The organism is Pseudarthrobacter phenanthrenivorans Sphe3, from assembly GCF_000189535.1.
Lineage (GTDB): Bacteria > Actinomycetota > Actinomycetes > Actinomycetales > Micrococcaceae > Arthrobacter > Arthrobacter phenanthrenivorans.
Window position 1 is genome coordinate 4,074,915 of record NC_015145.1, and the last position, 23,284, is coordinate 4,098,198.

Consider the following 23,284-nt stretch of genomic DNA (forward strand, 5'->3'; position numbering starts at 1 on the left):
GGCCCCGGGAATAGGAACCGGCGTAGGATAGTTACTGAAAGCAACTATCCTACGCTTTGATCCTCTTTCGTCTCCTGGAGCCCCCATGACCCAAGCCCCTGCCGCGCGCGCCGGCGGAGAAACCCTGACGCAGCGCCAGATCGTCACCGTAATGGTTGGCCTGATGCTGGGTATGTTCTTGGCCTCGCTGGACCAGACCATTGTGTCCACGTCCATCTACACCATTGCCAACGACCTGGACGGCCTCTCGCTCCAGGCCTGGGCCACCACCTCGTACCTGATCACCTCCACCGTCAGCACGCCTCTGTATGGCAAGCTGAGCGACATCTTCGGACGCCGTCCGCTCTATCTGATCGCCATCGTGATCTTCCTCGCCGGCTCCCTGTATGCGGGCTCGGTGCACTCCATGACCGAACTGGCGCTTGCCCGGGGCGTCCAGGGCCTCGGGGCCGGCGGCCTCCTGGCCCTCGCGCTCACCATCATCGGGGACATCGTGTCCCTGAAGGACCGGGCCAAGTACCAGGGCTACTTCATGTCCGTGTTCGGCATTTCTTCAGTGCTGGGCCCCGTAGTGGGCGGCGCCTTCGCGGGCTCCTCCACCATCCTGGGCTTCGACGGCTGGCGCTGGGTGTTCTTCATCAACCTGCCCATCGGCCTGGCCGCCCTGGCCGTGGTGTTCCTGTTCCTGCACCTGCCAGCCAAGCACGCCAAGCAGAAGATCGACTATTGGGGCGCTGCCGCCATCACCCTGGCCATCGTGCCGCTCCTGCTGGTGGCGGAGCAGGGCCGGAGCTGGGGCTGGGCGTCGCTGAACTCCTTCCTCTGCTACGGGCTTGGCGTGGTGGGCATCGTGTGGTTCCTGCTCGCAGAGAAGCGTGCCGGCGACTACGCCCTGATCCCGCTGCGGCTCTTCCGGAACGCCACCTTCGGACTGTCTTCGCTGCTGAACTTCATCATCGGCATCGGCATGTTCGGCGCCATCGCCATGCTGCCGATGTACCTGCAGCTGGTGAAGGGCCTGACCCCCACGGAGGCGGGCCTGATGATGATCACCTTCACCGTCGGCATCCTCAGCGGCTCCATCACGGCCGGGCGTACCATTTCCGCGTCCGGCACCTACCGCATCTTCCCCATCCTGGGCACGGCCATCCTCACCGCTGCCGCCACCGTCATGGGACTCAGCCTGGGCGTGGACACCGGCTTGTGGGTTCCGGGCGTTATCGCCGTGTTCTTCGGCATGGGCCTGGGCTTCTGCATGCAGCCGCTCACCCTCGCCATGCAGGTGTCCGTGCCGCGGCGGGACATGGGCGTGGGCACCTCCTCGGCCGCATTCTTCCGCTCCATGGGAGGCGCCGTGGGCACCGCAGTGTTCATCTCCATGCTGTTCAGCCTTGCCGCGGCCAGGATCGCGGACACCATGAGGTCAGCCATGGAAAGCCCTGCGTACCAGGCGGTCCTTCAGGACCCGGCGGTTGCCGCCGACCCCGCCAACGCCAAGCTCTACGAGTTCTTCCGCAACGGGGCGTCCAACGAGTCCCTGAACGACACGAGCTGGCTGCATACCGCCAACAGCACACTGACCCGCCCCATCACGGAGGGTTTCGCCTACGCGATCGACGCCGTGATGCTCACCGCAGCCGTCCTTACCGGGATCGCATTCCTGATCAGCTTCGCGTTGCCCAACAAGAAGCTCACCGACTCCAAGGCAGTGGTGCAAGAACCCGCCGCAGCCCACTAAGCCGGCCCGGACCAGACAGGGGACGACGACGGCGGGGCGCCCCGCCGTCGTCGTCTTTTGTTTGCGGACAAGCGGGACCGCCGCCGGCTCAACTGGAATGGCGCACCGTGGCATGGAACACTGTGTAACGCGCGTGCGCCGGCCAGGGGCCGGTTCCGCAGCCGACGACGTCCGCACCGCATCCACCAAAACCCAGACCAAGGGAGAACCATGCCCACTGCCCAGGAGCAGACAACCGCCCAGATACCGCGGCGGGTGATCTGGCTGGCCCTTGCGGGGGCGGTGGGCGGATTCCTGTTCGGCTTCGATTCGTCCGTGGTCAACGGCGCTGTGGACGCGATGAAGGACGAGTTTGCGCTGTCTGAGGCCGTCACGGGCTTCGCCGTGGCCATTGCCCTGCTGGGCTGCGCGGCCGGCGCCTACCTCGCCGGCAAGGTGGCCGACCATTACGGCCGCATCCCGGCGATGAAGCTGGGGGCGCTGCTCTTCCTGGTCAGCGCCCTCGGTACTGGCTTCGCCTTCAGCGTCTGGGACCTGATCTTCTGGCGCCTGGTCGGCGGCCTGGGAATCGGCCTGGCATCCGTCATCGCCCCCGCGTACATCTCCGAAATTTCGCCGCGGAAGGTCCGCGGCCGCCTGGCATCGTTGCAGCAGCTGGCCATCACCACGGGTATCTTCGCCGCGCTGCTGTCCGATGCGCTCTTCGCCACCAGCGCCGGCGGGGCGGACCAGGCCTTCTGGCTGGGAATCGAGGCGTGGCGCTGGATGTTCCTTGCCGCCGCCGTGCCCGCCGTGGTCTACGGCTGGGTGGCCTACACTCTTCCCGAATCGCCGCGGTTCCTGGTGTTCCTGGGCAAGGAGGACCAGGCCCGGGCGGTCTTCGATTCGATTGCTCCGGCTGAGGACACCGACCGGCACATCCGCGAGATCCGCGAAGCGATCGAGGAAGACAAGCTGGCCGGCCAGAAGGGCTCCCTGCGCGGCCGGACCTTCGGACTGCAGGCGGTGGTGTGGGTGGGCATCGTCCTGTCCGTTTTGCAGCAGTTCGTGGGCATCAACGTGATTTTCTACTACTCCACCACCCTGTGGAAGGCGGTGGGTTTCCAGGAGAAGGACTCGCTCACCATCTCCGTTGCCACGTCCGTCACCAACATCCTGGTCACCCTGGTGGCCATCGCGCTGGTGGACCGGATCGGGCGCAGGCCCATCCTGCTGGCCGGGTCCGTGGGCATGGCCGTGTCCCTGGGCGCCATGGCCCTGGCCTTCTCCACCGCCGTGGGGACCGGCTCCGAGATTTCCCTGCCGGGCGCCTGGGGTCCGGTGGCCCTCGTGGCTGCCAACGTCTTCGTGGTCAGCTTTGGCGCATCCTGGGGACCGCTGGTGTGGGTGCTCCTGGGGGAGATCTTCCCGTCACGGATCCGCGCCCGCGCCCTTGGCCTGGCCGCCGCCGCGCAGTGGGTGGCGAACTTCGTGATCACCCTCAGCTTCCCCGTGATGGCCGCCGGCTCGCTGCCGCTGACCTACGCCATGTACGCCCTGTTCGCGGCGGCGTCCTTCTTCTTCGTGATGTTCAAGGTCCCGGAGACCAACGGCATGTCCCTGGAGCAGGCCGAGACGCTGTTCGTGGCCAAGGGCTCCGCCAAGGCGTAGCGCACGCCTCCGTTCTGCACCCCTTCAACGGGCATTGCACCCCTGAACTCCCGGGTGCAGTGCCCGTTTGTGGGTGCAGCGATCAGAGCGAAAGCTTCATGCCTACGTGGTCCGCTGTGAAGCCAAGTCGGCCATAAAAACGGTGCGCCGCAGTCCGCGATTTGTGGGTAGTCAGCTGCATCAGTGAGCACCCGCGGCGCCGGGACTCGTCGATGGCCCACTGGATCATGAGGTTGCCGAGGCCCTGGCCCCGGACGCTGGCAGCCACCCGCACGCCCTCGATCTGCGAGCGCCAGGCGCCCCGCCGCGAGATGCCGGGCAGGAAGCTGATCTGGAAAGTGCTCACCACGGGAGTGTCAGCTGACCCCTGTCGCACCAATTCCCCCACGACGAGCAGGTGGCGGGGGTCGGCGTCGATCGCTTCAAAGGCCCGCTCATACGGTTCCATGTCCAGGTCGCTTTCGCGCGCGGCACCCATGGAATCGTCCGCAAGGAGGTGGACGATGGCAAGCAGGTCTCCGCGCGCGGCGGGGCGGAGACGGAAAGTCCCGCTGCCGACGTCGGCAGTCATCAAAAATGGCGGAGTACCGGAAGAAGCACGTTTCGTTGTCACTGAACCAGCATTCCACGGACTCTCCTGCATCCTTGCCCTCAGCCGCGCCCCATGTTTGGCTGGGAAACCAGCGTTGGAGTGAATTACCTTTTGGGGGAGTCCGTCATGGATCAGAAAACTTTGTCAGCCCTGCCGAAAACCACCCTGCGGGCAGGAATTATCATTGGCGCAGCCGGCGCGTTCGCGGTCATCCTTGCTCCCCAGATCCTCCAGTCGTTGCAGTTGGGGCCGTCCTATTCGCAGGCCATGGCCGCGCTCCTCAACATGGTCTTCCAGCTCGTCACCCTGTTCTTCCTGCCGTTCTCCGCGGCCCTGATAGCCGGATCCCTGGTGATGCGGTACGTGGGCTCGGTACTCACCGGGACCGCAGCGGCTGGCCCGGTTAAGTAGCACGACGCCGGCACTCAGGTGAGTGCCGGCGTCGTGCGTTGCAGGAGCGTTGCGGCAAGAGCCGCATTAACTGCCGGAGCGTTGCGATAGAAGCGGCAGTAAGTGCGAGAGGGTTTAGGCGGGGGCCTGGGCGAGTTCCGCCTGGCGTTCCTCCACGAGGGTGGCCACAGCGTTGAACAGCGGATGGCCCTCCTCCAGTCCGGTGATCCGCACGGTGGCGTCAGCCGGGCTGGAGGAGGCCAGGATCTCGGCCAATTCCACAGCTTCGGCGTCGGCGGGATCATTGAAGCGCAGCGCCGCGGCGATGGCGCCCAGAAGCGCCTCCGGCACCACGCCGCGCTCGGCGAGTTCGGCTGCGGGACCGATGAACCGCTCGTTCCGGCTCAGCTTCCGCAGCGGCGCACGGCCCACGCGGTGGACGGTGTCCGGCAGGTACGGGTTGGAGAACCGGACCAGGATCTTCTGGACGTAGGCTTCCTGCTCGTCGTTGCTGAAGCCGTGTTTGCTGACCAGCAGCTGCTTGGTCTCCTCCAGCACGGCCCGGACGTCCTCGGCAACATCCTGGTCGGCCATGGCATCGGAGATCTTTTCCAGCCCCGCCTCGTAACCGAAGTAGGCGGCGGAGGCATGGCCGGTGTTGACGGTGAACAGCTTCCGCTCGATGTACGGCGAGAGGTCGTCCACGAATGTGGCACCGGGGATGGCGGGGGCCGCACCGCCAAAGGCGGTCCGGTCAATGACCCACTCGTAGAACGTCTCCACGGTGACGTCAAGCCCCTGCCCCGGTTCCTGGTTCGGGACGATCCGGTCCACGGCCGTGTTGGCAAACACCGCCTTGCCGTCGAGCGCACCGGCGGCGGCCCCCGGCTGGGAGGCCACCTCCTTGGCCAGGATGTCGGTGGCATTGATCGCGTTCTCGCAGGCCATGACCTGCAGGGGTGCCAGGCCGGGTTCCCGCGCAACGATGCCCTTGGCGATCACCGGAGCCAGGAACTTCAGGACATGCGGGCCCACGGCCGTGGTGACGATGTCCGCCGTCGCGATTTCCGCAATGAGTTCGGCTTCCTGGGTGTTGGAGTTCAAGGCCCGGAAGTTGCGCACCAGACGCTCCGTGGCTTCCTCGCCCACCTCATGGACCCGGTAGCTGTCCGCTGCAGCCAACTGTGCGATCAGCTCCTCGGCCACGTCCGCGAACACCACCTCATACCCGGCGTCGTGCAGGAGCAGCCCAACAAACCCGCGTCCGATGTTCCCGGCCCCGAAATGTACAGCCTTCACTATGAGTTGACCTTTCCGAAGAGCTCCAGTACTTCATCCACCGAAGTGGCAGCCTCCAGCCGGGCAACCTGCTCCTTGTTGGTGAAGACCTTCGCGATGGAGGACAGGATGTGCAGGTGCTCATTGTTGACGCCAGCGACGCCCACCACGAACTTCACCTGCTTGCCGTTCCAGTCGATGCCCTCCGGGTAGCGGATGACGGAGACTGCGGATTTGCGGATGTGGTCCTTGGCAGCGTTGGTTCCGTGCGGGATGGCCAGGAAGCTGCCCATGTACGTGGACACGGACTGCTCGCGCTCATGCATGGCGGCAATGTAGTCCTCGTCCACGGCGCCGCGTGCCAGCAGGAGCCGGCCTGCCTCGTCAATGGCGGCGTCGCGGGTGGTTGCCGAGCCCTCCAGCACTACACTCTCGCGGGCCAGGATTTCGGCGGATCCGGCGCCGGCGGCAGCACCACCGGCGGCGGCGCCTGCCTCAGCCGTTGCCACTGCGGGACCGGAAGCTGCGGCGCCGCCGGGTGTTCCCGCGCTGGCGTCCGGGCCTTCAGTTGCCGCCCCGCCCTCTGTGTTGCTCTCCCGCACCAGTTCAACGATCTCGTCGTACCGCGGGCTGCTCATGAAATTGTCCACGGAATAGTGGACGGCGCTGGCCGTGGCAGGCTTGGCCCGCTCGGTCAGGTCCTGGTGGGTGATCACCACGTCGTAGTCATCGCGGAGGTTGGCGATGGAGGCGTTGGTGACCTTGACGTCCGGGAAGCCGGCAGCCTTGATCTTGTTCCGCAGCACCGAGGCGCCCATGGCACTCGAGCCCATGCCGGCGTCGCACGCGAAGACAATGTTGCGGACCGGGCCGGCGAGGACGCCCACGCCGCCTCCCGTGCCAGCACCTGCGCCTGCGCCTGCGCCTGTCAGCGTGGAGGCTACAGAGCTCTTCTTGCCCTTCATCTGCTCCATCTTCGAGGTGGCGTCGTTGAGGTCCACCTCGTCACTGTGCTTGGTGGTCTTCATGATGATGGAGGCCACCAGGAAGGATGCGGCCGTGGCCAGCAGGACCGCGAGGATGACTCCGACGTAGCTGTCGCGGGAGGTCTGGGCGAGCACGGCAAAGATGGATCCGGGGGCTGCCGGTGCCACCAGTCCTGAGCCCGTGATGGCCAGCGTGGCCACGCCTGTCATGCCGCCTGCGATCGCAGCCAGGATCAGCAGCGGGCGCATCAGGACGTACGGGAAGTAGATCTCGTGGATGCCGCCCAGGAAGTGGATGATGGCGGCACCGGGTGCGGATGCCTTGGCGGCACCGCGGCCGAAGAGCATGTAGGCGAGCAGGATGCCCAGGCCGGGGCCGGGGTTGGCTTCAAGCAGGAACAGGATGGACTTGCCCTGCTCCAGCGACTGCTGGACGCCCAGCGGGGTGAGCACGCCATGGTTGATGGCGTTGTTGAGGAACAGCACCTTGGCAGGCTCGATGAAGATGCTGGTCAGGGGCAGCAGGCCGTTGTCCACCAGGAACTGGACCACGTTGCCGGCGCCCTCGCTGAAGGCCGAAACCACAGGAGCGATGGCGTAGAAGCCCAGCATGGCCAGCAGGGCGCCCCAGATGCCGGCGGCAAAGTTGTTGACCAGCATCTCGAAACCGGGGCGGATCTTGCCGTCCCAAATGGCGTCAATCTTCTTCATTGTCCAGCCGCCCAGCGGGCCCATGATCATGGCACCGATGAACATGGGGATGCCGGCGCCCACAATCACGCCCATCGTGCCGATGGCACCCACCACGCCGCCGCGGACGTCGTAGACCATCCGGCCGCCGGTGTAGGCGATCAGGAGCGGCAGCAGGTAGGTGATCATCGGCCCCACCAGGCCTGTGTTGGCGACGCCGTCTGTCTCACCGAAGCCGCCCAGCTGCGGAACGGGCAGCCAGCCCTTCTCGATGAACAGCGCTGTGATGATGCCCCACGCAATGAAGGCGCCGATATTGGGCATGATCATGCCGGACAGGAACGTCCCGAACTTTTGGACGTGCACGCGCGCGCTGGTACGGGGTTTTGCAACTGTCTCTGTTGCCATGTGATTTCCTAACCGTCATTCCTGCGGCTCCGCAGGATGGTTCGATGATTACGACGACGTACTGCTGGGACTTCGCGTTTTCAGCCCGTGGGGCTGGTGGAGATGCGGTGAAGCCATTCGAGGAAGAGCTTGAGTTCCGAGCTCGAAAGCTGGTCTGAGTGCGAAGCCTGAAGTGCGGCGTTCAGGGCAATCGCTGCCACCACTACCGAGGATTTCCCGGCGTCGCCCGCAGCCGCGCCGCTGGCGGGCTCGGCAGACACCGCGAAGATCATGGCGTCCCGGGTCATGGTGGACAGTTCAAGGTTGCGTTCGGAGGCGGGTTCCGCAATCAGCATCAGCGTCACGCCCACGTTGGCCGCCAGAATGGACCTGGCTGCTTCCCTGGGCTGGACGTTCAGCTGGCCCGCCGCCGCTGCCTTGTTCAGCATCTCCTCCATCAGTGCCTCGGCATCTGCAACGATGGCCGGCCGGCTTTCCGGGCGGATGTTACCGAACATGACCAGGTACAGTTCCGGCTGGTTCAGCCCGAACTGGACGTGGTTGTCCCACATCCTCCGGATGTCCTCGAGAGGTTGTCCGGAGGGGGCGAAATCCCTTTCGCCCGCTACATACTCTTCAAACCCTGCGCTGACGACGGCATCGAACAGTCCTTCCTTGTCACCGAAGTGGTGATAAAGGGTGGGAGCTGAAACGCCTGCCAGCTGCGTGATCTGGCGGGTGGACACCGGCGCGCCACCCGACTTTGCCAGCAACTCCGCGGCGGCACGGAGCAGCCGCATTTTGGGGGGAAGCTGGCCATCCAAACTCATAACCGCTACCCTAGCACCTATAGCAATGCTATATGAACTGAATCACATACAATTTTTTTCAGGCACGTTTCCCGCCTCCGGATGCAGCAGTCCGACGGCGGCCGGCATGGCGCCGGACAGATGGGCGGGCCTGGCAACCGGCAGAGAATGAGGACCTTCAGTGCAGAACTTCCCAGGAGTAGGCGTCAGCCCAGGCCGCGTCATCGGCACCGTCCGTCAGATGCCCAAGCCCATCAGTGAACCTCCCGCCGGCGAACAGCTGGCAGCAGGCACCACGGCAGAGGAAGCGACAGCAGCGCTGAAGGCGGCCTCCCAGGCCGTGCACGATGACCTGAAGGACCGTGCCGCCCACGCCACCGGTGACGGCAAGGCCGTCCTGGAAGCCACCGCGCTGATGGCCAAGGACACCATGCTGATCAAGGGCGCGGCAAAGCTGGTTGCCCGCGGCACGTCGGCAGAGCGTGCCATCTGGGAGTCAGGCTCCTCCGTGTCCGAAATGCTGCACAACCTGGGTGGTTATATGGCTGAGCGGGCCACCGACGTCCTGGACGTGCGCGCACGGATCGTGGCCGAACTTCGTGGTGTTCCCGCACCCGGCATCCCGGCGTCGAACACACCCTTCGTCCTGGTGGCGGAAGACCTGGCCCCGGCGGACACTGCCACCCTTGACCCGAACAAGGTCCTGGCCCTGGTTACCGCGGGCGGCGGCCCCCAGTCCCACACCGCCATCATCGCCCGCTCCCTCGGCCTTCCCGCCGTCGTTGCGGCCACGGGCGTGGACGATCTCCCGGACGGCACCGAAGTGTATGTTGACGGCGCCGCCGGCAGCGTCACCTCCGACCCGGACGAATCCCTGCGCGCCGCAGCAGAGGCATGGGCTGCCACAGCTTCCCTGCTGGCGGAGTTCAGCGGAACGGGTACGACGGCGGACGGCCACCTGGTGCCGCTGCTCGCCAACGTTGGCGGCGGCAAGGACGCCGAAGCGGCCGCAAAGCTGGGCGCCCAGGGCGTGGGCCTCTTCCGCACCGAGTTCTGCTTCCTGGAACGGGACACCGAGCCGAGCGTGGAAGAGCAGGCCGCGGCCTACAAGAGCGTTTTTGACGCCTTCCCCGGCAAGAAAGTGGTCCTTCGCACGCTCGACGCCGGAGCGGACAAGCCGCTGCCGTTCCTGACTGACTCCACGGAACCGAACCCCGCCCTGGGTGTCCGCGGCTACCGCACGGACTTCACCACCCCCGGGGTCCTGGACCGCCAGCTGGAGGCCATCGCCTTGGCGCAGCAGCAGTCCGAGGCGGATGTCTGGGTCATGGCCCCCATGATTTCGACGGCCGAAGAGGCTGCCCGGTTTGCCTCCATGTGCACGGACGCCGGCATCAAGACGCCCGGCGTGATGGTGGAAGTGCCTTCCGCTGCCCTGACCGCCGAAGCGATCCTCCGCGAGGTGAGCTTCGCCAGCCTGGGCACCAACGACCTCACCCAGTACGCCATGGCGGCCGACCGCCAGCTGGGCCCGCTCGCCAACCTCAACACCCCCTGGCAGCCGGCCGTCCTGCGGCTGGTGGGCCTGACCGTGGAAGGTTCCCGCGCGGAAGGCAACAACAAGCCGGTGGGCGTCTGCGGCGAGGCAGCCGCGGATCCCGCCCTCGCCGTCGTCCTCACCGGCCTGGGGGTGAGCACGCTCTCCATGACGGCGCGCTCCCTGGCTGCCGTGGCGGCCGTCCTGAAGACCGTGACTTTGGAGGAAGCACAGCAGCTGGCGAAGCTCGCCCTGTCCGCCCCCAGCGCCACGGAAGCCCGGGCATGGGTGCGGGAGAAGCTGCCCGTCCTGGCGGAACTCGGGCTCTAACCGAGACGCTAGGCCTCAGGAGCGGCGGTCTTTTGGCACGGTGCCGGCAGGGCCGCCGCCCGCACCCATCCGGTGATGATTTCCGCGGCGGCGTCCGGGGCAGTGTGCTGGACAACGTGGCCCTGCCCCGGGACCTCCGCCATGCTGCCGTGGGGAGCCACCCTCGCCAGGCGTTCGCACCAGGGACGACGCGCAACGGGGTCCTTGGCGCCGCGGAGGACCAGGACGGGCTGGCTGACGGCTGCCAGCCTTTCCTCCATGGGGTAGGCCATCATCACCGGCAGTTCAGTCAGGTACCAGCGCGGGCCCGCCCGGAAGTAGTCGCCAAAAACGAGAGCGTTCGAGGTGAGGGACTCACTGAACAGCGCATCACGCGTGAGCGCCAGGGCCTGTTTGGTGACTGTCTTCCTGGGCGTGTCCACCACCGGCCCCATCAGCACGGCACCGGCCACCCGGCTGGGTTCCCGCAACGCCAGTTCCACGGCAAATTGCGTCCCCATCGAATGGCCCACCACCACATAACGGGAAACGCCGGCCTCTGTCAGGACAGCGCTCACGAACGCGGCGAAGTCCTCCACCTGCAGTTGATGCTGGGGCCTCGACGCCTTTCCGAAGCCGGGAAGGTCGAAGGTATAGACGTCCGCTTCCTTTGACAGTTCCAGGTGCAGCCGGGCCAGGTACCGGTGGGAGACGCCGATGCCGTGCAGCAGCACGTAGGCAGGCCGTTCCTGGTGGTTGGTCGGGAGAACTGACGCGTAGAGCTTGCCCTGCAGTCCTCCCGCTTTAACGTCGCGGCCGCCAGTAAGTACCATCTGCCGAGCATACCGCCCCGGGCAGGCAGGGCCGCCGGTAGGCTGGTGCCATGGCACTGATCGCTCCCCGCCCCACGGGCGCCCTCCCTCCTGAAGACGCTGAAAAGCTGCGCCGGGCGCTGGAAGGCAGCGATGACATCACCGTCTTCGTGGACGGCACCGTCCATCGGCTGCCGCCGCTGGCGAGGGACGCCGTCGTGGACCTCCTCCGCCGCTTCAGCCGCGGCGAAGCGGTGACCGTCAGCAGTGTTGAGGACATGCTCACCACGTCCAAGGCAGCAGAGCTGGCCGGCATTTCCCATACCTTCCTGCGGAACATGACCGATCGCGGCGAGATACCCGTGGAATACCGCGGCAGCCACCGTCGGATTCCACGCGCGGCCATCATGAAGTGGCTGGAAGGGCAGAAGAAGGCCCAGCGCGCGACGGAAGGCACGCAGGAACAGGACGCCTAGATCCTGGGCCGCCCCGCCCAGCGCCGCATCTTCAGTGCAGAATGAAGCTCCAGGCGCGCCATGCCCTTAAGCGGGTCCACACCCAGCAGCTGCCGGATCCGGCCGAGCCTGTTATAGATGCTGCTGCGGTGCAGGTGGAGCTTCGTGGCCACATCCTGGACTGAACCGTCATTGTCATACAGGAGTTCCAGGACCGGAATCAGCTCACCATTGCGGTCATGGTCCTCAAGCATGCGGAAGTACACGGACCCCGCATCAGCCCACGCGCCGGCCCCTCCCCCGGCCGAGGCCAGGAGCTGGTACATGCCGGTGGCCCTGCAGTCCACCAGCTCGCCAAGCTGGGGGTCGACGGCGGCAGCCTGGGCTGCCACTTTGGACTGCCGGTACGCGCCGGCAAGCTCCCGTGGCCTGCCGAATCCCTCGCTGATGCCCAGGATGACGCGGTGCACCGGCCGGCCGGACCGTTTGGCGAGCTCCAGCTGGTAATGCACCAGTACCTGGGCGTGGTTGGCCCGTCCGGACAACTCGCGGAAAAGGACCGCGGCATGCGTCTCCGTTCCGGCACTGAACAGGGCAGCGTCAACTCCGATGGTTGCCTGGAGCGCGGCCGAACGGTGGATAAGGGTGGAGGCAATAGGGTCGGGGCCGCCGGCCCAGCCCTCGGCGTCCAGCACGGTGACCATCTGCCACGGGCCGCGGCCCTGGACCTCCTTCCAGCCGGCCACGGCGGCCACGGCGTTGGACTCGCCGGCACACGCTGCCAGGAATTCCCGCTCCCGCCCTCGCCGGAATTCAGACTCCGCCGTATTCGAATCCAGCAGGAGGCCGGACAGCATCTCCAGCTCGTGGTTGACGGCAGGCAGCTGGGTGAGGATCGCCGTCGGGTTTTCATCCGCCGAGTCCTGCTGCACCCAGAGGTAGCCCACCCGGAAGCCGCGCACCATCAGCGGAACGCACACGCGGCCCAGCATTCCCAGGTCCTGGTTGGCGGGAACCACCACGGGCCGGACGGCGGTCGCGATGCCGTGCGAGAGCTGCCAGGCACTTACATCGGCCGGGACCTTCTTGCTCAGCAGGAAATTCACCCGGACCCGGTCCGCGTGGGACTGGTTGGAGCTGTACGCCAGCAGCACTCCGTCCAGGTCCTCAAGAGACAGGCCACGGCCCAGTTTCTGCGCCACCTGCTCCACCAGCTGTTCCACACCCTGCTGCTGCATGCGCCCACACTACTGCCTGCGTGGCCTTCCGGACGAACGGACAGCAGGCGACACCTGCCGCTCCACGGCGCGACAAATGTCTAGCCCGGATGATCAAAAAGCCAGGAATTCCGCGCTTTTTCATCCGGGGGCCCTTCGCCATGCCTGTCAGCTGGCTCACAACCGGATTTATCGTGGATACACGAAATCCTTCCGCACTTTCCGGCTGACCAGGCCGAGAATCTGGAGCCCACGATGATCATCGGCGTCCCCAAAGAAATCAAGAACAACGAATTCCGGGTGGCCATCACTGCCGCCGGCGTCCACGAGTTCCGCAGCAGCGGCCACACCGTGCTGGTGGAGCGCGGCGCAGGACTGGGTTCCGGCATCACCGATGAGGAATACTCGATTGCCGGCGCCGAGATCGTGAACGAGGCGGACGACGTCTGGGCCCGCGCGGACATGGTGATGAAGGTCAAGGAGCCGGTCAAGGCCGAGTACCACCGGTTCCGCAAGGGCCTGATCCTGTTCACGTACCTGCACCTCGCCGCCGAGCCCGAACTCACCCGTGAACTGATCAACTCCGGCGTCACCGCCATCGCGTACGAGACAGTCCAGGAGGGCCGGACCCTTCCGCTGCTGGCCCCCATGTCCGAGGTGGCCGGCCGCCTCTCCGTCCAGGTGGGGGCTGCGTCCCTGATGGCACCCGCAGGCGGCAAGGGCGTGCTGCTGGGCGGCGTCCCCGGTGTCCGCGCTGCCAAGGTGGTTGTCCTGGGTGCGGGCGTGGCCGGGACCAATGCCGCGGCCATGGCTTTGGGCCTGGGCGCCGACGTCACCATCCTGGACATCAACATCAACCGGCTGCGTGAACTGGACGCGCTGTACCAGGGTCGGCTCAAGACGGTGGCCTCGAACAAGTACGAGATCGAGAAGTCCGTGGTGGACGCCGACCTGGTGATCGGGTCCGTGCTGATCCCCGGTGCCAAGGCCCCCAAACTGGTCACCAACGACCTTGTGGCCCGCATGAAGCCGGGCTCGGTCCTGGTGGACATCGCCGTGGACCAGGGTGGCTGCTTCGAGGACACCCACCCCACCACGCACCAGGAGCCCACCTACAAGGTGCACAACACCATCTTCTACTGCGTTGCCAACATGCCCGGCGCAGTGCCGAACACCTCCACCTACGCGCTGACCAACGTCACCCTGCGATACGGGCTGGCCCTGGCCAACCTGGGAGTCAAGGCCGCCTTCGACCGCGACCCCGCCCTGGCCGCCGGCCTGAACATCGCCGCGGGCCACGTGGCCCACCACTCCGTTTCCGAGGCCCACAACCTGCCCCTGGTGGCAGACTGGCACGAACTGGTCACCGCTTAATCCAGACGCCCTGCCCCAATCGATGCTCCGCAGGTGCCGTTTCCACCCTGGTAACGGCACCTGCGGAGCAATCGATGGTTAATGGGCCCACTTCCGGGCAGCTTCGATGAGCTTCAGGGTGTCGACGGCGTCTTCCGGGTTCACAGGAAGAGGCAGCGCTGACGTGGTGCCGCCGTCGAGAATTTTGTCTGCCAGGATGCGGTAGAACTCGGGGTAGGCGCCGCGTTCGGTGGGCAGCGCGTCAAGGTGCCCGTCCCGTCCCAGCAGTCCGGCCCACTCCGGCGCTTCCTCCCCATAGGCGGCGTCCAGGGGACTGCCGCCGGCAGCGATGTACGGCTCCTGCGGATCCACCCCTCTTTTCGTGAACCCGCCCACGGAGCCCAGGACGCGGAACCGGGGGCCCTGCTGCGCGCACATCATGTTCATGGTGAGATGGCTCAGGACCCCTGACTCATGCCGCAGGGCCACGAAGACGTCGTCGTCCGCGCGCTCGTCGGACCGGCGCGCCTTCAACTCCGCATGGACAACGTGGGCGGGGCCGAACAACTGCAGGGCCTGGTCGATAAGGTGGCTGCCCAGGTCAAACAGGGTGCCGCCGCCCTCCGCGGCTGTGGCGCGGGCCTTCCAGGCCTTGGCGATGGCCGGGGACCAGCGCTCGAAGCGCGATTCGAAGCGCGTCACCCTGCCCAGCGCGTCCGCGGCCAGGAGCTTCCGGAGAGTCAGGAAGTCGCCGTCCCAGCGCCGGTTCTGAAACACCGTCAGCACCCGTCCCCGTTCTTCGGCCAGGGCAATCAGCTCCTGCCCCTGCCCGCTGGTGACGGCGAAGGGCTTGTCCACCACCACATCCAGCCCGGCTTCCAGCGCTGCCTTGGCCAGCGGGTAATGCGTGGCAGGCGGCGTGCCCAGCACCACCAGGTCCACATCACCTGCACGTTCAAGGACTGCATTGCCGTCGGGAACTGTCTGCGCGCCGGGGTAGCGGGCGCTGGCCGTGGCGTCCCTGCCGGCGTTGGAGGTGGCGATGAGTTCGAGCGAGTAGCGGGGGTCGGCTGCTATGAGCGGTGCATGGAACACGCTCCCGGACAGTCCGAAGCCGACGACGGCCGTTCGGATGGTGGGCGAGGCTTCAGTCCCGGTCATAGTGGCTACGCTACTCCCCCGCCGCCGGTGAGGGAGCGTCCCGGGAAAACCGACGTTAAGTGAGGGAGCGCCGCAGGAAAACCGACGTTAAGTGAGGGAGCGCCGCAGGAAAACCGACGTTAAGTGAGAGAGGGCGTGGAACGGCGAAGGCCGGCAGGCCCTGGATGTTCCAGGAGCTGCCGGCCCCGCTGCGCTGAACTATTCAGCAGTACCACATTTATTCAGCTGGTTCCCACAAGGGCAGGAGGGTTACTTCTTTTCCCAGCCGATGGTGGTCCAGTCCGGAACCTGGGACAGGCTGCGGAAAAGGGACGGGCCGTAGTTGGCCAAGCCGGTGCGGACGAATGAGATCTGCGGGCCGTTCATGACCACGCCCATGGAGAAGTACTTCGCCATGTGTTCCTTCTCCACGTCCATGGCCGCCTTGTTGCGTTCGGCGTCATCCTCGATGGATGCAAGGTCGGCGATCTTCTTGTCCAGTTCGGCGTCGCCCAGCTGGTTCTCGTTGGTCTTGGAGTCGTAGTACTGCTTGACGGCTTCAGTGGCATCCGCGCCAACGGTGTAGCCGGAAACGCTCATATCGAACTCCCGTGAGCCCAGGACCTTGCCGAAATCGGCGGAGGCGCGCTGGTCGATCCCGACATCCATGCCGCCCGCCTGCAGCTGCTTCTGCAGCGTCTGGGTGAAGGCAAGGGTGGTGGGATCGTCGCCGAAGTTGCTGATCTTGAAGGCCGCGGGCTTGCCGTCCTTCTCCATGATGCCGTTGGCGTTCTCGGTGTAGCCGGCGTCCGTCAGCACCTTCTTGGCTGCTTCAGGACCGGTTTCCTTCACCGGGTAGTTGTCCTGGTAGTACTCCGAGAAGGGCAGCAGCATCATGGAACCGGAGCTGGGCTCTTCCCAGTTCAGCCCGTTGAAGCGGACCTTGCGAAGCGCTTCACGGTCCACGGCCGCGAAGATGGCCTCGCGCACGGCGACATCGGTGATGCGCTGGGCGTTGAGGTTCATGCCGCCGGCGAACAGCCGCTGGCCGCGGCGGACCTCGGAGTTCGTGGTGCCTTCAAGCTGCTTGTAGAGGGAGATGGTGTTGGCGGACATCGCGTCGATTTCGCCGTTCTTGAAGGCTGCGATCTGGGCACTGGTTTCGAGCTGGCGGAAGATGACGCTTTCCAGCACCGGCTTGTTGCCCCACCACTTCTCGTTGGGGACCAGGGAGACGGTCTTCGCGGCGGCGTCGTACTGGTCAACCTTGAAGGGCCCGGCCATCCATTCAGGGTGGAGTTCGCCGTTGAAGCCCTCGTTGAAGATTTCAGGAGAGTTCACGGCGGGGTGGATCAGCCCGGTGAAGAGGGAGTCCAGCGGGTACACCGGCTGGCTCGTCTTGACGACAACTTCCTTGTCATTGCTGCCGGCCTCCACGGATTCAACGAATTCGTAGTTACCGGAGCTGACGATGTCGTAGCCGGCGTCCGGGCTCTTGAGGATGTTCCAGGTGTTCTGGAAGGCCTTGACGTCAATCGGGGTGCCATCGTTGTAGGTGGCCTTCTCGTTGACCTTGATGGTGATGGTCTGCTTGCCATCCTCCACTTCGTTCTCCACCGATTCGCAGAAGTCCTTGTTCGGAGTCACTTTTCCGTCAAAAGCAATGTCCCAGCATCCCCAGGTTCCCGCCTGGTCGATGGGACGGTGCAGCGCCGTGTTGTCCGCGCTGTTGCCGTTGTTGGAGAACCCGTTGAAGTCCGGGCCGATGTTGCCCAGCGGAAGGGTGACCTTGCCGCCCTGCTCAAGATCGGCTGCCGGCTTCTCGTTGATGCTGATGAGCTTGGACAGGTCGCTGCCTGCCTCCTGCCCCTTGGCCGTTTCCGGACCGGTGGATCCGCCACCGCCGCCGCAGGCCGTCAGCGCCAGGGCTGCAGCAATAGCTGCGGCTCCGCCGATCCTGTTCAGATTCCTCATGGTGTTCCCTTCGTTGTTGCGGGTGGTGGTGCTGGTGATGGGTTGGAAAAGCCTAAGGTGCATGATGGTCGGCCGGGTCATGGACCACCAGCATGTCCTCGTCGAGTTCCCCGTCGGGGAAGAAGCAGGCGAAGCGCTGGTCCGGGGCGGGCAGTGGATGGGCCTCGAGGGCCTGGGCCGCTGCCGAGGGTGCCACGGGTTCCAGTGGCGGTTCGAGGCTGAGGCACTTGTCCTGCTTCGCCGGCGGGAGGGCAGCGAAGATGGGACAACGGGTGGCGAAGTTGCAGCCCTTGGGTGCGTCGAGCGGAGACGGGAGGTCGCCCTGGAGGATGATGCGCTCCCGCGTGCGTTCCAGCTGCGGGTCCGGCACCGGGATGGCGGAGAGGAGCGCCCGGGTGTACGGGTGGCGGGGGTTGTCGAACACCCGGTCCACCTCGCCGATCTCCACGATCTTGCCCAGGTACATGACGGCCACCCGGTTGGAGATGTGCCGGACCACCGAGAGGTCGTGGGCCACCAGGAGGTAGCTGAGGCCGAGTTCCGCCCGGAGCTTGTCCAGCAGGTTGATGACGCCTGCCTGGACCGAGACATCCAGGGCGGAGACTGGCTCGTCGAGGACCACCAGCTTCGGGTTCACGGCCAGGGCCCGGGCGATGCCGATCCGTTGGCGCTGGCCGCCGGAGAACTGGTTGGGGAAGCGGTTCACATGGTCCGGTTGCAGGCCCACCAGCTTCATCAGTTCCATGATGCGCTTCTTGATGGCCTGCCGGTCCATGCCTGCGTTCTGGAGCGGCTCGGCAAGGACCTCGTACACCGTGAAACGCGGATCGAGCGCACCGGTGGGGTCCTGGAACACCATCTGCAGCTCGCGGCGCATGGCGCTCTTGGCCCGGGCATCGGCTGCCTGCTTGTTGCTGATTCCGCCGATCAGCACCTCGCCGTCCTGGTCCTTGTGGAACTCCATGATTTCCAGGAGGGTGGTGGTCTTGCCGGAACCCGACTCGCCCACGATGGAAAAGCACTCCCCTTCGCGGATGTCGAAGGTGAGCCCGTCCACGGCCTTGATGGTGCCAATCCGCTTCTTGAGCAGCGCGCCGCGGGTCAGCGGGAAGTGCTTGCGCACGTCCTTGAGTTCCAGCACCGTGGAACGGTCTTCCCGGGGGATGGCGTCGAAGCGCGAAACGGGCACGGGCGGAGCGGCAAAGACATCGTGGACGTCCACGTCTGCGCCCAAAGCACCGGACTTGATGCAGGCGGCCCGGTGCAGGACGCTGCCCGGTACAGAAGCCAGGGCGGGTTCGCCGTCAAGGCAGGCATCCGAGGCCAGGGGACAGCGGGGGGCGAACGAGCAGCCCGTGGGAGTGTGGATCAGGTTCGGCGGCATGCCTTCGATGGGGACCAGTGAGGACTTCTCCGCAACGTCCACTCGGGGCACTGCGCCCAGCAGGCCCATGGTGTAGGGCATGCGCGGGTTGTAGTAGATGTCATCCACGGCCCCCGTTTCAACAGGCTTGCCCGCGTACATCACCATGATGTCGTCCGCCATGCCCGCCACCACGCCAAGGTCGTGGGTGATCATCACGACGGCGGCGCCGGTCTCCTCCTGCGCGGTATGCAGCACCTCCAGCACCTGCGCCTGGATGGTAACGTCCAGCGCCGTCGTCGGCTCATCCGCGATGAGGACCCGCGGGTTGTTGGCGATCGCGATCGCGATCATTACCCGCTGGCGCATTCCTCCGGAGAATTCGTGCGGGAAGGCCCTGAGGCGTTCCTTGGGGCTGGGGATGCCCACCATGGCAAGGAGTTCGACGGCGCGGGCTTCTTTGGCCTGCTTGCTCATGGCGGGGTTGTGGATGGTGAGGGCCTCGATGATCTGCGCGCCCACCGTATACACCGGCGTCAAGGAGGACAGCGGGTCCTGGAAGACCATGGCCAGCTCATTGCCGCGGTACCCGCACATGGCCTTATCGCCCAGGCCCAGCAGTTCACGCCCCTTCAGCATCACCGATCCCGAGACTTCGGCTGTTGAGGGAAGCAGGCCCATGATGGCCAGGGAGGTGACGGACTTTCCGGACCCGGACTCGCCCACGATGCCCAGCGTCTTGCCCGGCATCAGGTCAAAGTCGACGCCCCGGACGGCATGGACCACGCCGTTTTCGGTGTTGAACCTGACGTTGAGGTCACGGACGGAGAGGATGGCGTCCTGGGGAGCGTGAAGGCCGGCGACGTGCAGGCGTTCCACGGCCGGCTGGGGCCGGCCGTCCGCGCCGGTGGCGATTTCGCTGCTCATGCCGCACTCCCCTTCAGACGGTTTTTCCTGGCACTGCGCTTCCGGGCGCGGCCGGAGGAACTTGAGCTCGGGTCGAAGGCGTCGCGCAGCCCGTCGTTCATCATGGCCAAGGAGCCGGTGAGGAGGAACATGACGGCCAGCGGCACCCAGAACATCCACGGGAAGGTCTGGACCTGGGATGTGGCGCCGCCGATCAGCACGCCAAGGCTCACGTCCGGGACCTTGATGCCGATGCCGATGAAGGAGAAGGCGACCTCCGCAAGGATGGCCCCGGTGACACCGCGGGTGATGTCCAGGACCAGCAGTGACCCGATGTTGGGAACCAGGTGCCGCCAGACGATCCGGCGCGCCGGAATGCCCATGTACTGGGCGGCCTTGACGAAGTCACGCTCCATGAGGGACATCGAGAGGGAACGGATCAGCCGTGCGGTGCCCATCCAGCTGAAGACCAGCAGCACGATGATCAGCAGCAGCCAGGACGGCAGGTCCCGCCTGAGCCCCTCCCCGCCGCCGCTGGTGGCCACGGCCACAACGAGCAGGGCCGGCATCATGATGAGGGCTTCAAGGATGAAGAGCATGACCTTGTCCACCTTGCCCCCGAAGTAAGCCATGGTGCAGCCGTAGACGGCGGCCACCAGGACCGAGACAAGCCCGACGACGAGGCCGATCAGGATGGAGATGCGGGTACCCTCCACGGTCATGGCGTAGAGGTCGATGCCCGCCTGGGAGGTGCCCAGGTAGTGCTCCGCGGAGGGCGGCATGCCGATGTTGAAGGGGTCGATGGTTTCCTTGTCCCACGGGGTGAAGTACCCGCCGACGAAGGAAAAGATGGTCAGGGCAAGGAAGATGGCAAGTCCGGCCACTGCCGTCCTGTTCCGCATGAAGCGGCGGAAGATGATGGTGTTCTTGCCGATGACGACGTCGGCGCCCTCCAGGTGCGCGTCCTGGGCGACGGCGGCCGGATCCACTGCGTTGAGGTTGGTCACGGTTACTGCACCCGCACTCTCGGGTCGACAAGGGTGGTGGCGAAGTCCGCCAGGATGGCGCCGAGGGCGAAAATGACGGAGCCGTAAGCGAGGGTGGCCGTGGCGGCGTTCACGTCCTGGAGGGAGATGGCATCGATGCTCCACGAACCGACGCCGGGCCAGGCGAAAATCTTCTCGGCGAAGAACCCGCCAGCGAAGATGGCCGGGATGGTGAAGGCGATGCTTTGGGCCACGGGAATGAACGACACCCGCAGGGCGTGCCGGGAGATGGCCTGGTTCCGTGTGAGGCCCTTTGCGCGGGCAGTACGGACAAAGTCCGCATTGACATTGTCCAGGAGGTACTGGCGCTGGGCTATCTGATAGGAACCCCAGCCCACCAGGGTGATGGCGACGGTAGGTACGGCGTAGTGCGCCATCATGTCGACGAATTGTGCCCAGCCAGGCTCCATTCCTGGAGTGGAGATGCCGGTAACGAAGAAGATCCGCTCCCCCACGGTCTCATTGATACTGATGGCGCCCAGCTGCACCAGGAAGTAGGCAATCGGGGCAGGCACGATGTACGCAAGGTAGCTGTACGAGGTGATGACGCGGTCCTGGAACTTGTACTGCCGCGCGGCGGAGTAGACACCGAGGGCCACGCCGATGACCAGCGTGAGGATGATGGAGGCGAGGAAGAGCCTGGTGGAGATCCAGACGCGGTCCCCGAACTCGGCGTTGATGTAGGCCCCATTGGGGCTGCGGCCCCAGTCCCAACGGGTCACAATGGCGGTCAGCCAGTCGACGTACCGTTCCCAGGGGCTGAGTTCCGGATCCAGGCCCTTCAGCCGCATGGAGTTTGCCACCTGCTCCGGAGTGGGACGCGGAATGCGTTCCTGCTCGAGCAGCGCTGGCTTGAGGGAGGTCACCGCCAGGAAATACCCTGCCGACGTGGTCAGGAAGATCATGAACATGTATGTGATGCCGCGCTTGGCGAGGTACCTGAGCATGGGGCGCTATTTCTTTTTCGCCGCCAGGGTCCGGGGGGAGGAACACAGCGGTATCCGCTGGCGAGCCGGGGTGTTGGGCGTATCAACAATCACGTGCTGGATCCTTCCGTTATCCCCGGATAAGCGGGGGTTGTGCCGCTTCACCGGGTCCTCCACCAGCGGGTAGCTGGCCTCCCGCTGGCCGGTGGCCAAGCCCTGGTGGACTATGTCGCGGGTCACATTCCAGAGGAAACTATCACAAGCGGGAACGGAATTTGCGGGCGAACGCCCGGAATACCAACCGCCCGTATCAGATCGTTATGAATAATTCTGTGAAGTTGATTTGACTGGACGGATGCGCCGCTGTTGCCGTAATCTACGCGCCGCGGACAACGCGTGTGACAAGCTCCTGCCACGAAGCCGACAGCCGCTCAGGCGCGACGCCGTGCGCCCGGACCAGCGTCAGCAGGCGCTCCGGATCAAGCGTGGCCGCCAGCGAGCTGGCCATCAGCCACGGGTCGGAGTCGAAGCCCGCATCCCGAAGCAGAACCTCGATGTGCCGGTGCCACAGGGCGGCTGCCGGTGCTTCGTAACGCCCCCGTGAAGCGTGTTCGGCGGCAAGGACCAGTTCGCCGAACTCCATGACGTAGGCAATTCGCTCAGTACCGAAGGCGATGAGCCGGTCCATCCCGGGAGCACCCGGTCCAAGCGGCGGCGGCCCGAACAGGAAGCGCGCCTGGAAAGCCGCCTCGGACTCACTCAGGAGGGTCAGCATCAGACCCGCACGGCTGCCGAAGCGGCGGAAGACCGTTCCCTTGCCCACCCCGGCCTGCTCCGCGAGCCGGTCCATGGTCAGCCCTTCGGCACCGCATTCCTCGATAAGCTCCCGGGCTGCCGTCAACAGGCGCTCCCGGTTCCGTGCGGCATCGCTGCGCTCTGAGGAACGGTCCGGGCCCAGGCCGGGCCGCAGTGGGATGAAGCTCACACGAGCATTCTAAGCCCCGGGAATATTAAACGGACCGTAGTCCGTTTAGTCTGGTGAAGGCATTACGTCCCTCAGCTTTTGACCCGCCGCAACTTCCCTCGCGGCCTCAACCCCAGGAGTCCACATGTCCAAGAGCACAGTCCTCACCCTCGTCGGCAGCCTCCGCGCCGAGTCCACCAACCAGAAGCTTGCCGAGGCCATCCAGCTGAACGCGCCCGAGCAGGTGGACGTGGTCATCCATGACAGCCTCGGCAACATCCCGTTCTACAACGAGGACATCGACGTCGAAGGCCAGGTCCCGGAGGCTGCTGCCGCATTGCGCGCCGCTGCCAGTGAGGCCGACACGCTGCTGCTCGTCACGCCGGAGCACAACGGCACCGTGCCCGCCGCGCTGAAGAATGCCATCGACTGGCTGTCCCGCCCCTTCGGCGCCGGCGCCCTCGCCGGCAAGCCCACCGCCGTCGTCGGCACTGCCTTTGGCCAGTACGGCGGGGTCTGGGCCCAGGACGAGGCCCGCAAGGCTGTAGGCATCGCCGGCGCCCAGGTCCTGGAGGACGTCAAGCTCGCGGTTCCCGGCTCCATGGTGCGCTTCGCTGAAGTGCACCCCAAGGACGACGCCGAGGTCGTGGAGCAGATCAAGGTCGTGTTCGATGCCCTGACCGCCTCCCAGCCGGCTGCCTGACCCCAGCCTTGACATCTGGCAGTGCCCGGCACCTGACACGGTGCCGGGCACTGCTGTTT

General features: G+C 65.7%; 20 protein-coding genes. 7 read left to right on the forward strand and 13 right to left on the reverse strand.

Going from position 1 to position 23,284, the window contains the following annotated elements; translation table 11 throughout:
* The first annotated feature begins 85 nt into the window (after window positions 1–85).
* Window positions 86–1,738, forward strand: coding sequence for an MDR family MFS transporter (locus tag ASPHE3_RS18895; protein ID WP_013602792.1), 1,653 nt, complete (start codon window positions 86–88; stop codon window positions 1,736–1,738).
* A 210-nt stretch (window positions 1,739–1,948) separates the two neighbouring features.
* Window positions 1,949–3,388 (forward strand): sugar porter family MFS transporter, encoded by a 1,440-nt coding sequence (locus ASPHE3_RS18900; protein ID WP_013602793.1) that lies wholly within the window; start codon window positions 1,949–1,951, stop codon window positions 3,386–3,388.
* An 82-nt stretch (window positions 3,389–3,470) separates the two neighbouring features.
* Here ASPHE3_RS18900 and ASPHE3_RS18905 read toward each other — a convergent pair whose 3' ends face one another.
* On the reverse strand, window positions 3,471–3,959 hold the full coding sequence (locus ASPHE3_RS18905) for a GNAT family N-acetyltransferase (protein ID WP_013602794.1): 489 nt from the start codon (window positions 3,957–3,959) through the stop codon (window positions 3,471–3,473).
* Window positions 3,960–4,106: 147 nt separating this feature from the next.
* On the opposite strand from ASPHE3_RS18905, the gene ASPHE3_RS18910 reads away from it, so the two are divergent.
* On the forward strand, window positions 4,107–4,391 hold the full coding sequence (locus tag ASPHE3_RS18910) for a hypothetical protein (protein WP_013602795.1): 285 nt from the start codon (window positions 4,107–4,109) through the stop codon (window positions 4,389–4,391).
* 114 nt (window positions 4,392–4,505) lie between these two features.
* On the opposite strand, the gene ASPHE3_RS18915 is transcribed toward ASPHE3_RS18910, so the two are convergent.
* The 3 genes from ASPHE3_RS18915 to ASPHE3_RS18925 all read right to left on the reverse strand — a co-directional run bounded on the left by ASPHE3_RS18915 (window position 4,506) and on the right by ASPHE3_RS18925 (window position 8,541).
* Window positions 4,506–5,669, reverse strand: coding sequence for a mannitol-1-phosphate 5-dehydrogenase (locus ASPHE3_RS18915; protein WP_013602796.1), 1,164 nt, complete (start codon window positions 5,667–5,669; stop codon window positions 4,506–4,508).
* Window positions 5,669–7,732: a PTS mannitol transporter subunit IICBA gene (locus tag ASPHE3_RS18920; RefSeq protein ID WP_013602797.1), complete on the reverse strand. Its 2,064-nt coding sequence runs from the start codon at window positions 7,730–7,732 to the stop codon at window positions 5,669–5,671. Before ASPHE3_RS18920 ends, ASPHE3_RS18915 begins: the two co-directional genes overlap by 1 nt.
* 80 nt (window positions 7,733–7,812) lie before the next feature.
* Window positions 7,813–8,541: a TetR/AcrR family transcriptional regulator gene (locus ASPHE3_RS18925; protein WP_041652392.1), complete on the reverse strand. Its 729-nt coding sequence runs from the start codon at window positions 8,539–8,541 to the stop codon at window positions 7,813–7,815.
* A gap of 160 nt (window positions 8,542–8,701) precedes the next feature.
* Between ASPHE3_RS18925 and ptsP the strand changes: the two genes are divergently transcribed.
* Entirely contained in the window at window positions 8,702–10,387 is a 1,686-nt protein-coding gene (gene ptsP, locus ASPHE3_RS18930; RefSeq protein ID WP_013602799.1) for a phosphoenolpyruvate--protein phosphotransferase, read from the forward strand.
* A gap of 8 nt (window positions 10,388–10,395) precedes the next feature.
* Here ptsP and ASPHE3_RS18935 read toward each other — a convergent pair whose 3' ends face one another.
* A complete protein-coding gene (locus tag ASPHE3_RS18935; RefSeq protein ID WP_013602800.1) occupies window positions 10,396–11,199 on the reverse strand; it encodes an alpha/beta fold hydrolase in 804 nt (267 codons plus the stop codon).
* Between the two features lie 50 nt (window positions 11,200–11,249).
* Between ASPHE3_RS18935 and ASPHE3_RS18940 the strand changes: the two genes are divergently transcribed.
* Window positions 11,250–11,654, forward strand: coding sequence for a helix-turn-helix domain-containing protein (locus ASPHE3_RS18940; protein WP_013602801.1), 405 nt, complete (start codon window positions 11,250–11,252; stop codon window positions 11,652–11,654).
* On the opposite strand, the gene ASPHE3_RS18945 is transcribed toward ASPHE3_RS18940, so the two are convergent.
* The gene (locus ASPHE3_RS18945; protein WP_013602802.1) at window positions 11,651–12,871 is read right to left on the reverse strand and encodes a PucR family transcriptional regulator; all 1,221 of its coding nucleotides are present in this window, start codon (window positions 12,869–12,871) and stop codon (window positions 11,651–11,653) included. The genes ASPHE3_RS18940 and ASPHE3_RS18945 overlap by 4 nt on opposite strands.
* A 234-nt stretch (window positions 12,872–13,105) precedes the next feature.
* Between ASPHE3_RS18945 and ald the strand changes: the two genes are divergently transcribed.
* A complete protein-coding gene (gene ald, locus ASPHE3_RS18950) occupies window positions 13,106–14,224 on the forward strand; it encodes an alanine dehydrogenase (protein ID WP_013602803.1) in 1,119 nt (372 codons plus the stop codon).
* A gap of 78 nt (window positions 14,225–14,302) precedes the next feature.
* On the opposite strand, the gene ASPHE3_RS18955 is transcribed toward ald, so the two are convergent.
* The 7 genes from ASPHE3_RS18955 to ASPHE3_RS18985 all read right to left on the reverse strand — a co-directional run bounded on the left by ASPHE3_RS18955 (window position 14,303) and on the right by ASPHE3_RS18985 (window position 22,543).
* Window positions 14,303–15,364: a Gfo/Idh/MocA family protein gene (locus ASPHE3_RS18955; RefSeq protein WP_013602804.1), complete on the reverse strand. Its 1,062-nt coding sequence runs from the start codon at window positions 15,362–15,364 to the stop codon at window positions 14,303–14,305.
* A 249-nt stretch (window positions 15,365–15,613) separates the two neighbouring features.
* A complete protein-coding gene (locus tag ASPHE3_RS18960) occupies window positions 15,614–17,317 on the reverse strand; it encodes an ABC transporter family substrate-binding protein (protein WP_041653364.1) in 1,704 nt (567 codons plus the stop codon).
* A gap of 52 nt (window positions 17,318–17,369) precedes the next feature.
* A complete protein-coding gene (locus ASPHE3_RS18965; RefSeq protein ID WP_013602806.1) occupies window positions 17,370–19,607 on the reverse strand; it encodes an ABC transporter ATP-binding protein in 2,238 nt (745 codons plus the stop codon).
* Complete coding sequence (locus ASPHE3_RS18970; protein WP_013602807.1) at window positions 19,604–20,593, reverse strand: ABC transporter permease; 990 nt, start codon at window positions 20,591–20,593, stop codon at window positions 19,604–19,606. The genes ASPHE3_RS18965 and ASPHE3_RS18970 overlap by 4 nt, the downstream gene beginning before the upstream one ends.
* A gap of 2 nt (window positions 20,594–20,595) precedes the next feature.
* Complete coding sequence (locus ASPHE3_RS18975) at window positions 20,596–21,579, reverse strand: ABC transporter permease (protein WP_013602808.1); 984 nt, start codon at window positions 21,577–21,579, stop codon at window positions 20,596–20,598.
* Window positions 21,580–21,585: 6 nt separating this feature from the next.
* Window positions 21,586–21,798 (reverse strand): hypothetical protein, encoded by a 213-nt coding sequence (locus ASPHE3_RS18980; protein ID WP_041652393.1) that lies wholly within the window; start codon window positions 21,796–21,798, stop codon window positions 21,586–21,588.
* A gap of 136 nt (window positions 21,799–21,934) precedes the next feature.
* Window positions 21,935–22,543, reverse strand: a complete 609-nt coding sequence (locus ASPHE3_RS18985; protein WP_013602809.1) for a TetR/AcrR family transcriptional regulator — start codon at window positions 22,541–22,543, stop codon at window positions 21,935–21,937.
* A 124-nt stretch (window positions 22,544–22,667) separates the two neighbouring features.
* Between ASPHE3_RS18985 and ASPHE3_RS18990 the strand changes: the two genes are divergently transcribed.
* Entirely contained in the window at window positions 22,668–23,225 is a 558-nt protein-coding gene (locus ASPHE3_RS18990; RefSeq protein ID WP_013602810.1) for an NAD(P)H-dependent oxidoreductase, read from the forward strand.
* The last annotated feature ends 59 nt before the right edge of the window (window positions 23,226–23,284 follow it).

Coding starts and splice junctions, on each gene's coding strand:
- ald (WP_013602803.1), top strand. CDS start 13,106: ATGATCATCGGCGTCCCCAAAGAAATCAAGAACAACGAATTCCGGGTG.
- ASPHE3_RS18940 (WP_013602801.1), top strand. CDS start 11,250: ATGGCACTGATCGCTCCCCGCCCCACGGGCGCCCTCCCTCCTGAAGAC.
- ASPHE3_RS18920 (WP_013602797.1), bottom strand. CDS start 7,732: ATGGCAACAGAGACAGTTGCAAAACCCCGTACCAGCGCGCGCGTGCAC.
- ASPHE3_RS18945 (WP_013602802.1), bottom strand. CDS start 12,871: ATGCAGCAGCAGGGTGTGGAACAGCTGGTGGAGCAGGTGGCGCAGAAA.
- ASPHE3_RS18895 (WP_013602792.1), top strand. CDS start 86: ATGACCCAAGCCCCTGCCGCGCGCGCCGGCGGAGAAACCCTGACGCAG.
- ASPHE3_RS18900 (WP_013602793.1), top strand. CDS start 1,949: ATGCCCACTGCCCAGGAGCAGACAACCGCCCAGATACCGCGGCGGGTG.
- ASPHE3_RS18975 (WP_013602808.1), bottom strand. CDS start 21,579: ATGCTCAGGTACCTCGCCAAGCGCGGCATCACATACATGTTCATGATC.
- ASPHE3_RS18925 (WP_041652392.1), bottom strand. CDS start 8,541: ATGAGTTTGGATGGCCAGCTTCCCCCCAAAATGCGGCTGCTCCGTGCC.
- ASPHE3_RS18905 (WP_013602794.1), bottom strand. CDS start 3,959: ATGACTGCCGACGTCGGCAGCGGGACTTTCCGTCTCCGCCCCGCCGCG.
- ASPHE3_RS18965 (WP_013602806.1), bottom strand. CDS start 19,607: ATGAGCAGCGAAATCGCCACCGGCGCGGACGGCCGGCCCCAGCCGGCC.
- ASPHE3_RS18955 (WP_013602804.1), bottom strand. CDS start 15,364: ATGACCGGGACTGAAGCCTCGCCCACCATCCGAACGGCCGTCGTCGGC.
- ASPHE3_RS18960 (WP_041653364.1), bottom strand. CDS start 17,317: ATGAGGAATCTGAACAGGATCGGCGGAGCCGCAGCTATTGCTGCAGCC.
- ASPHE3_RS18935 (WP_013602800.1), bottom strand. CDS start 11,199: ATGGTACTTACTGGCGGCCGCGACGTTAAAGCGGGAGGACTGCAGGGC.
- ASPHE3_RS18990 (WP_013602810.1), top strand. CDS start 22,668: ATGTCCAAGAGCACAGTCCTCACCCTCGTCGGCAGCCTCCGCGCCGAG.
- ASPHE3_RS18910 (WP_013602795.1), top strand. CDS start 4,107: ATGGATCAGAAAACTTTGTCAGCCCTGCCGAAAACCACCCTGCGGGCA.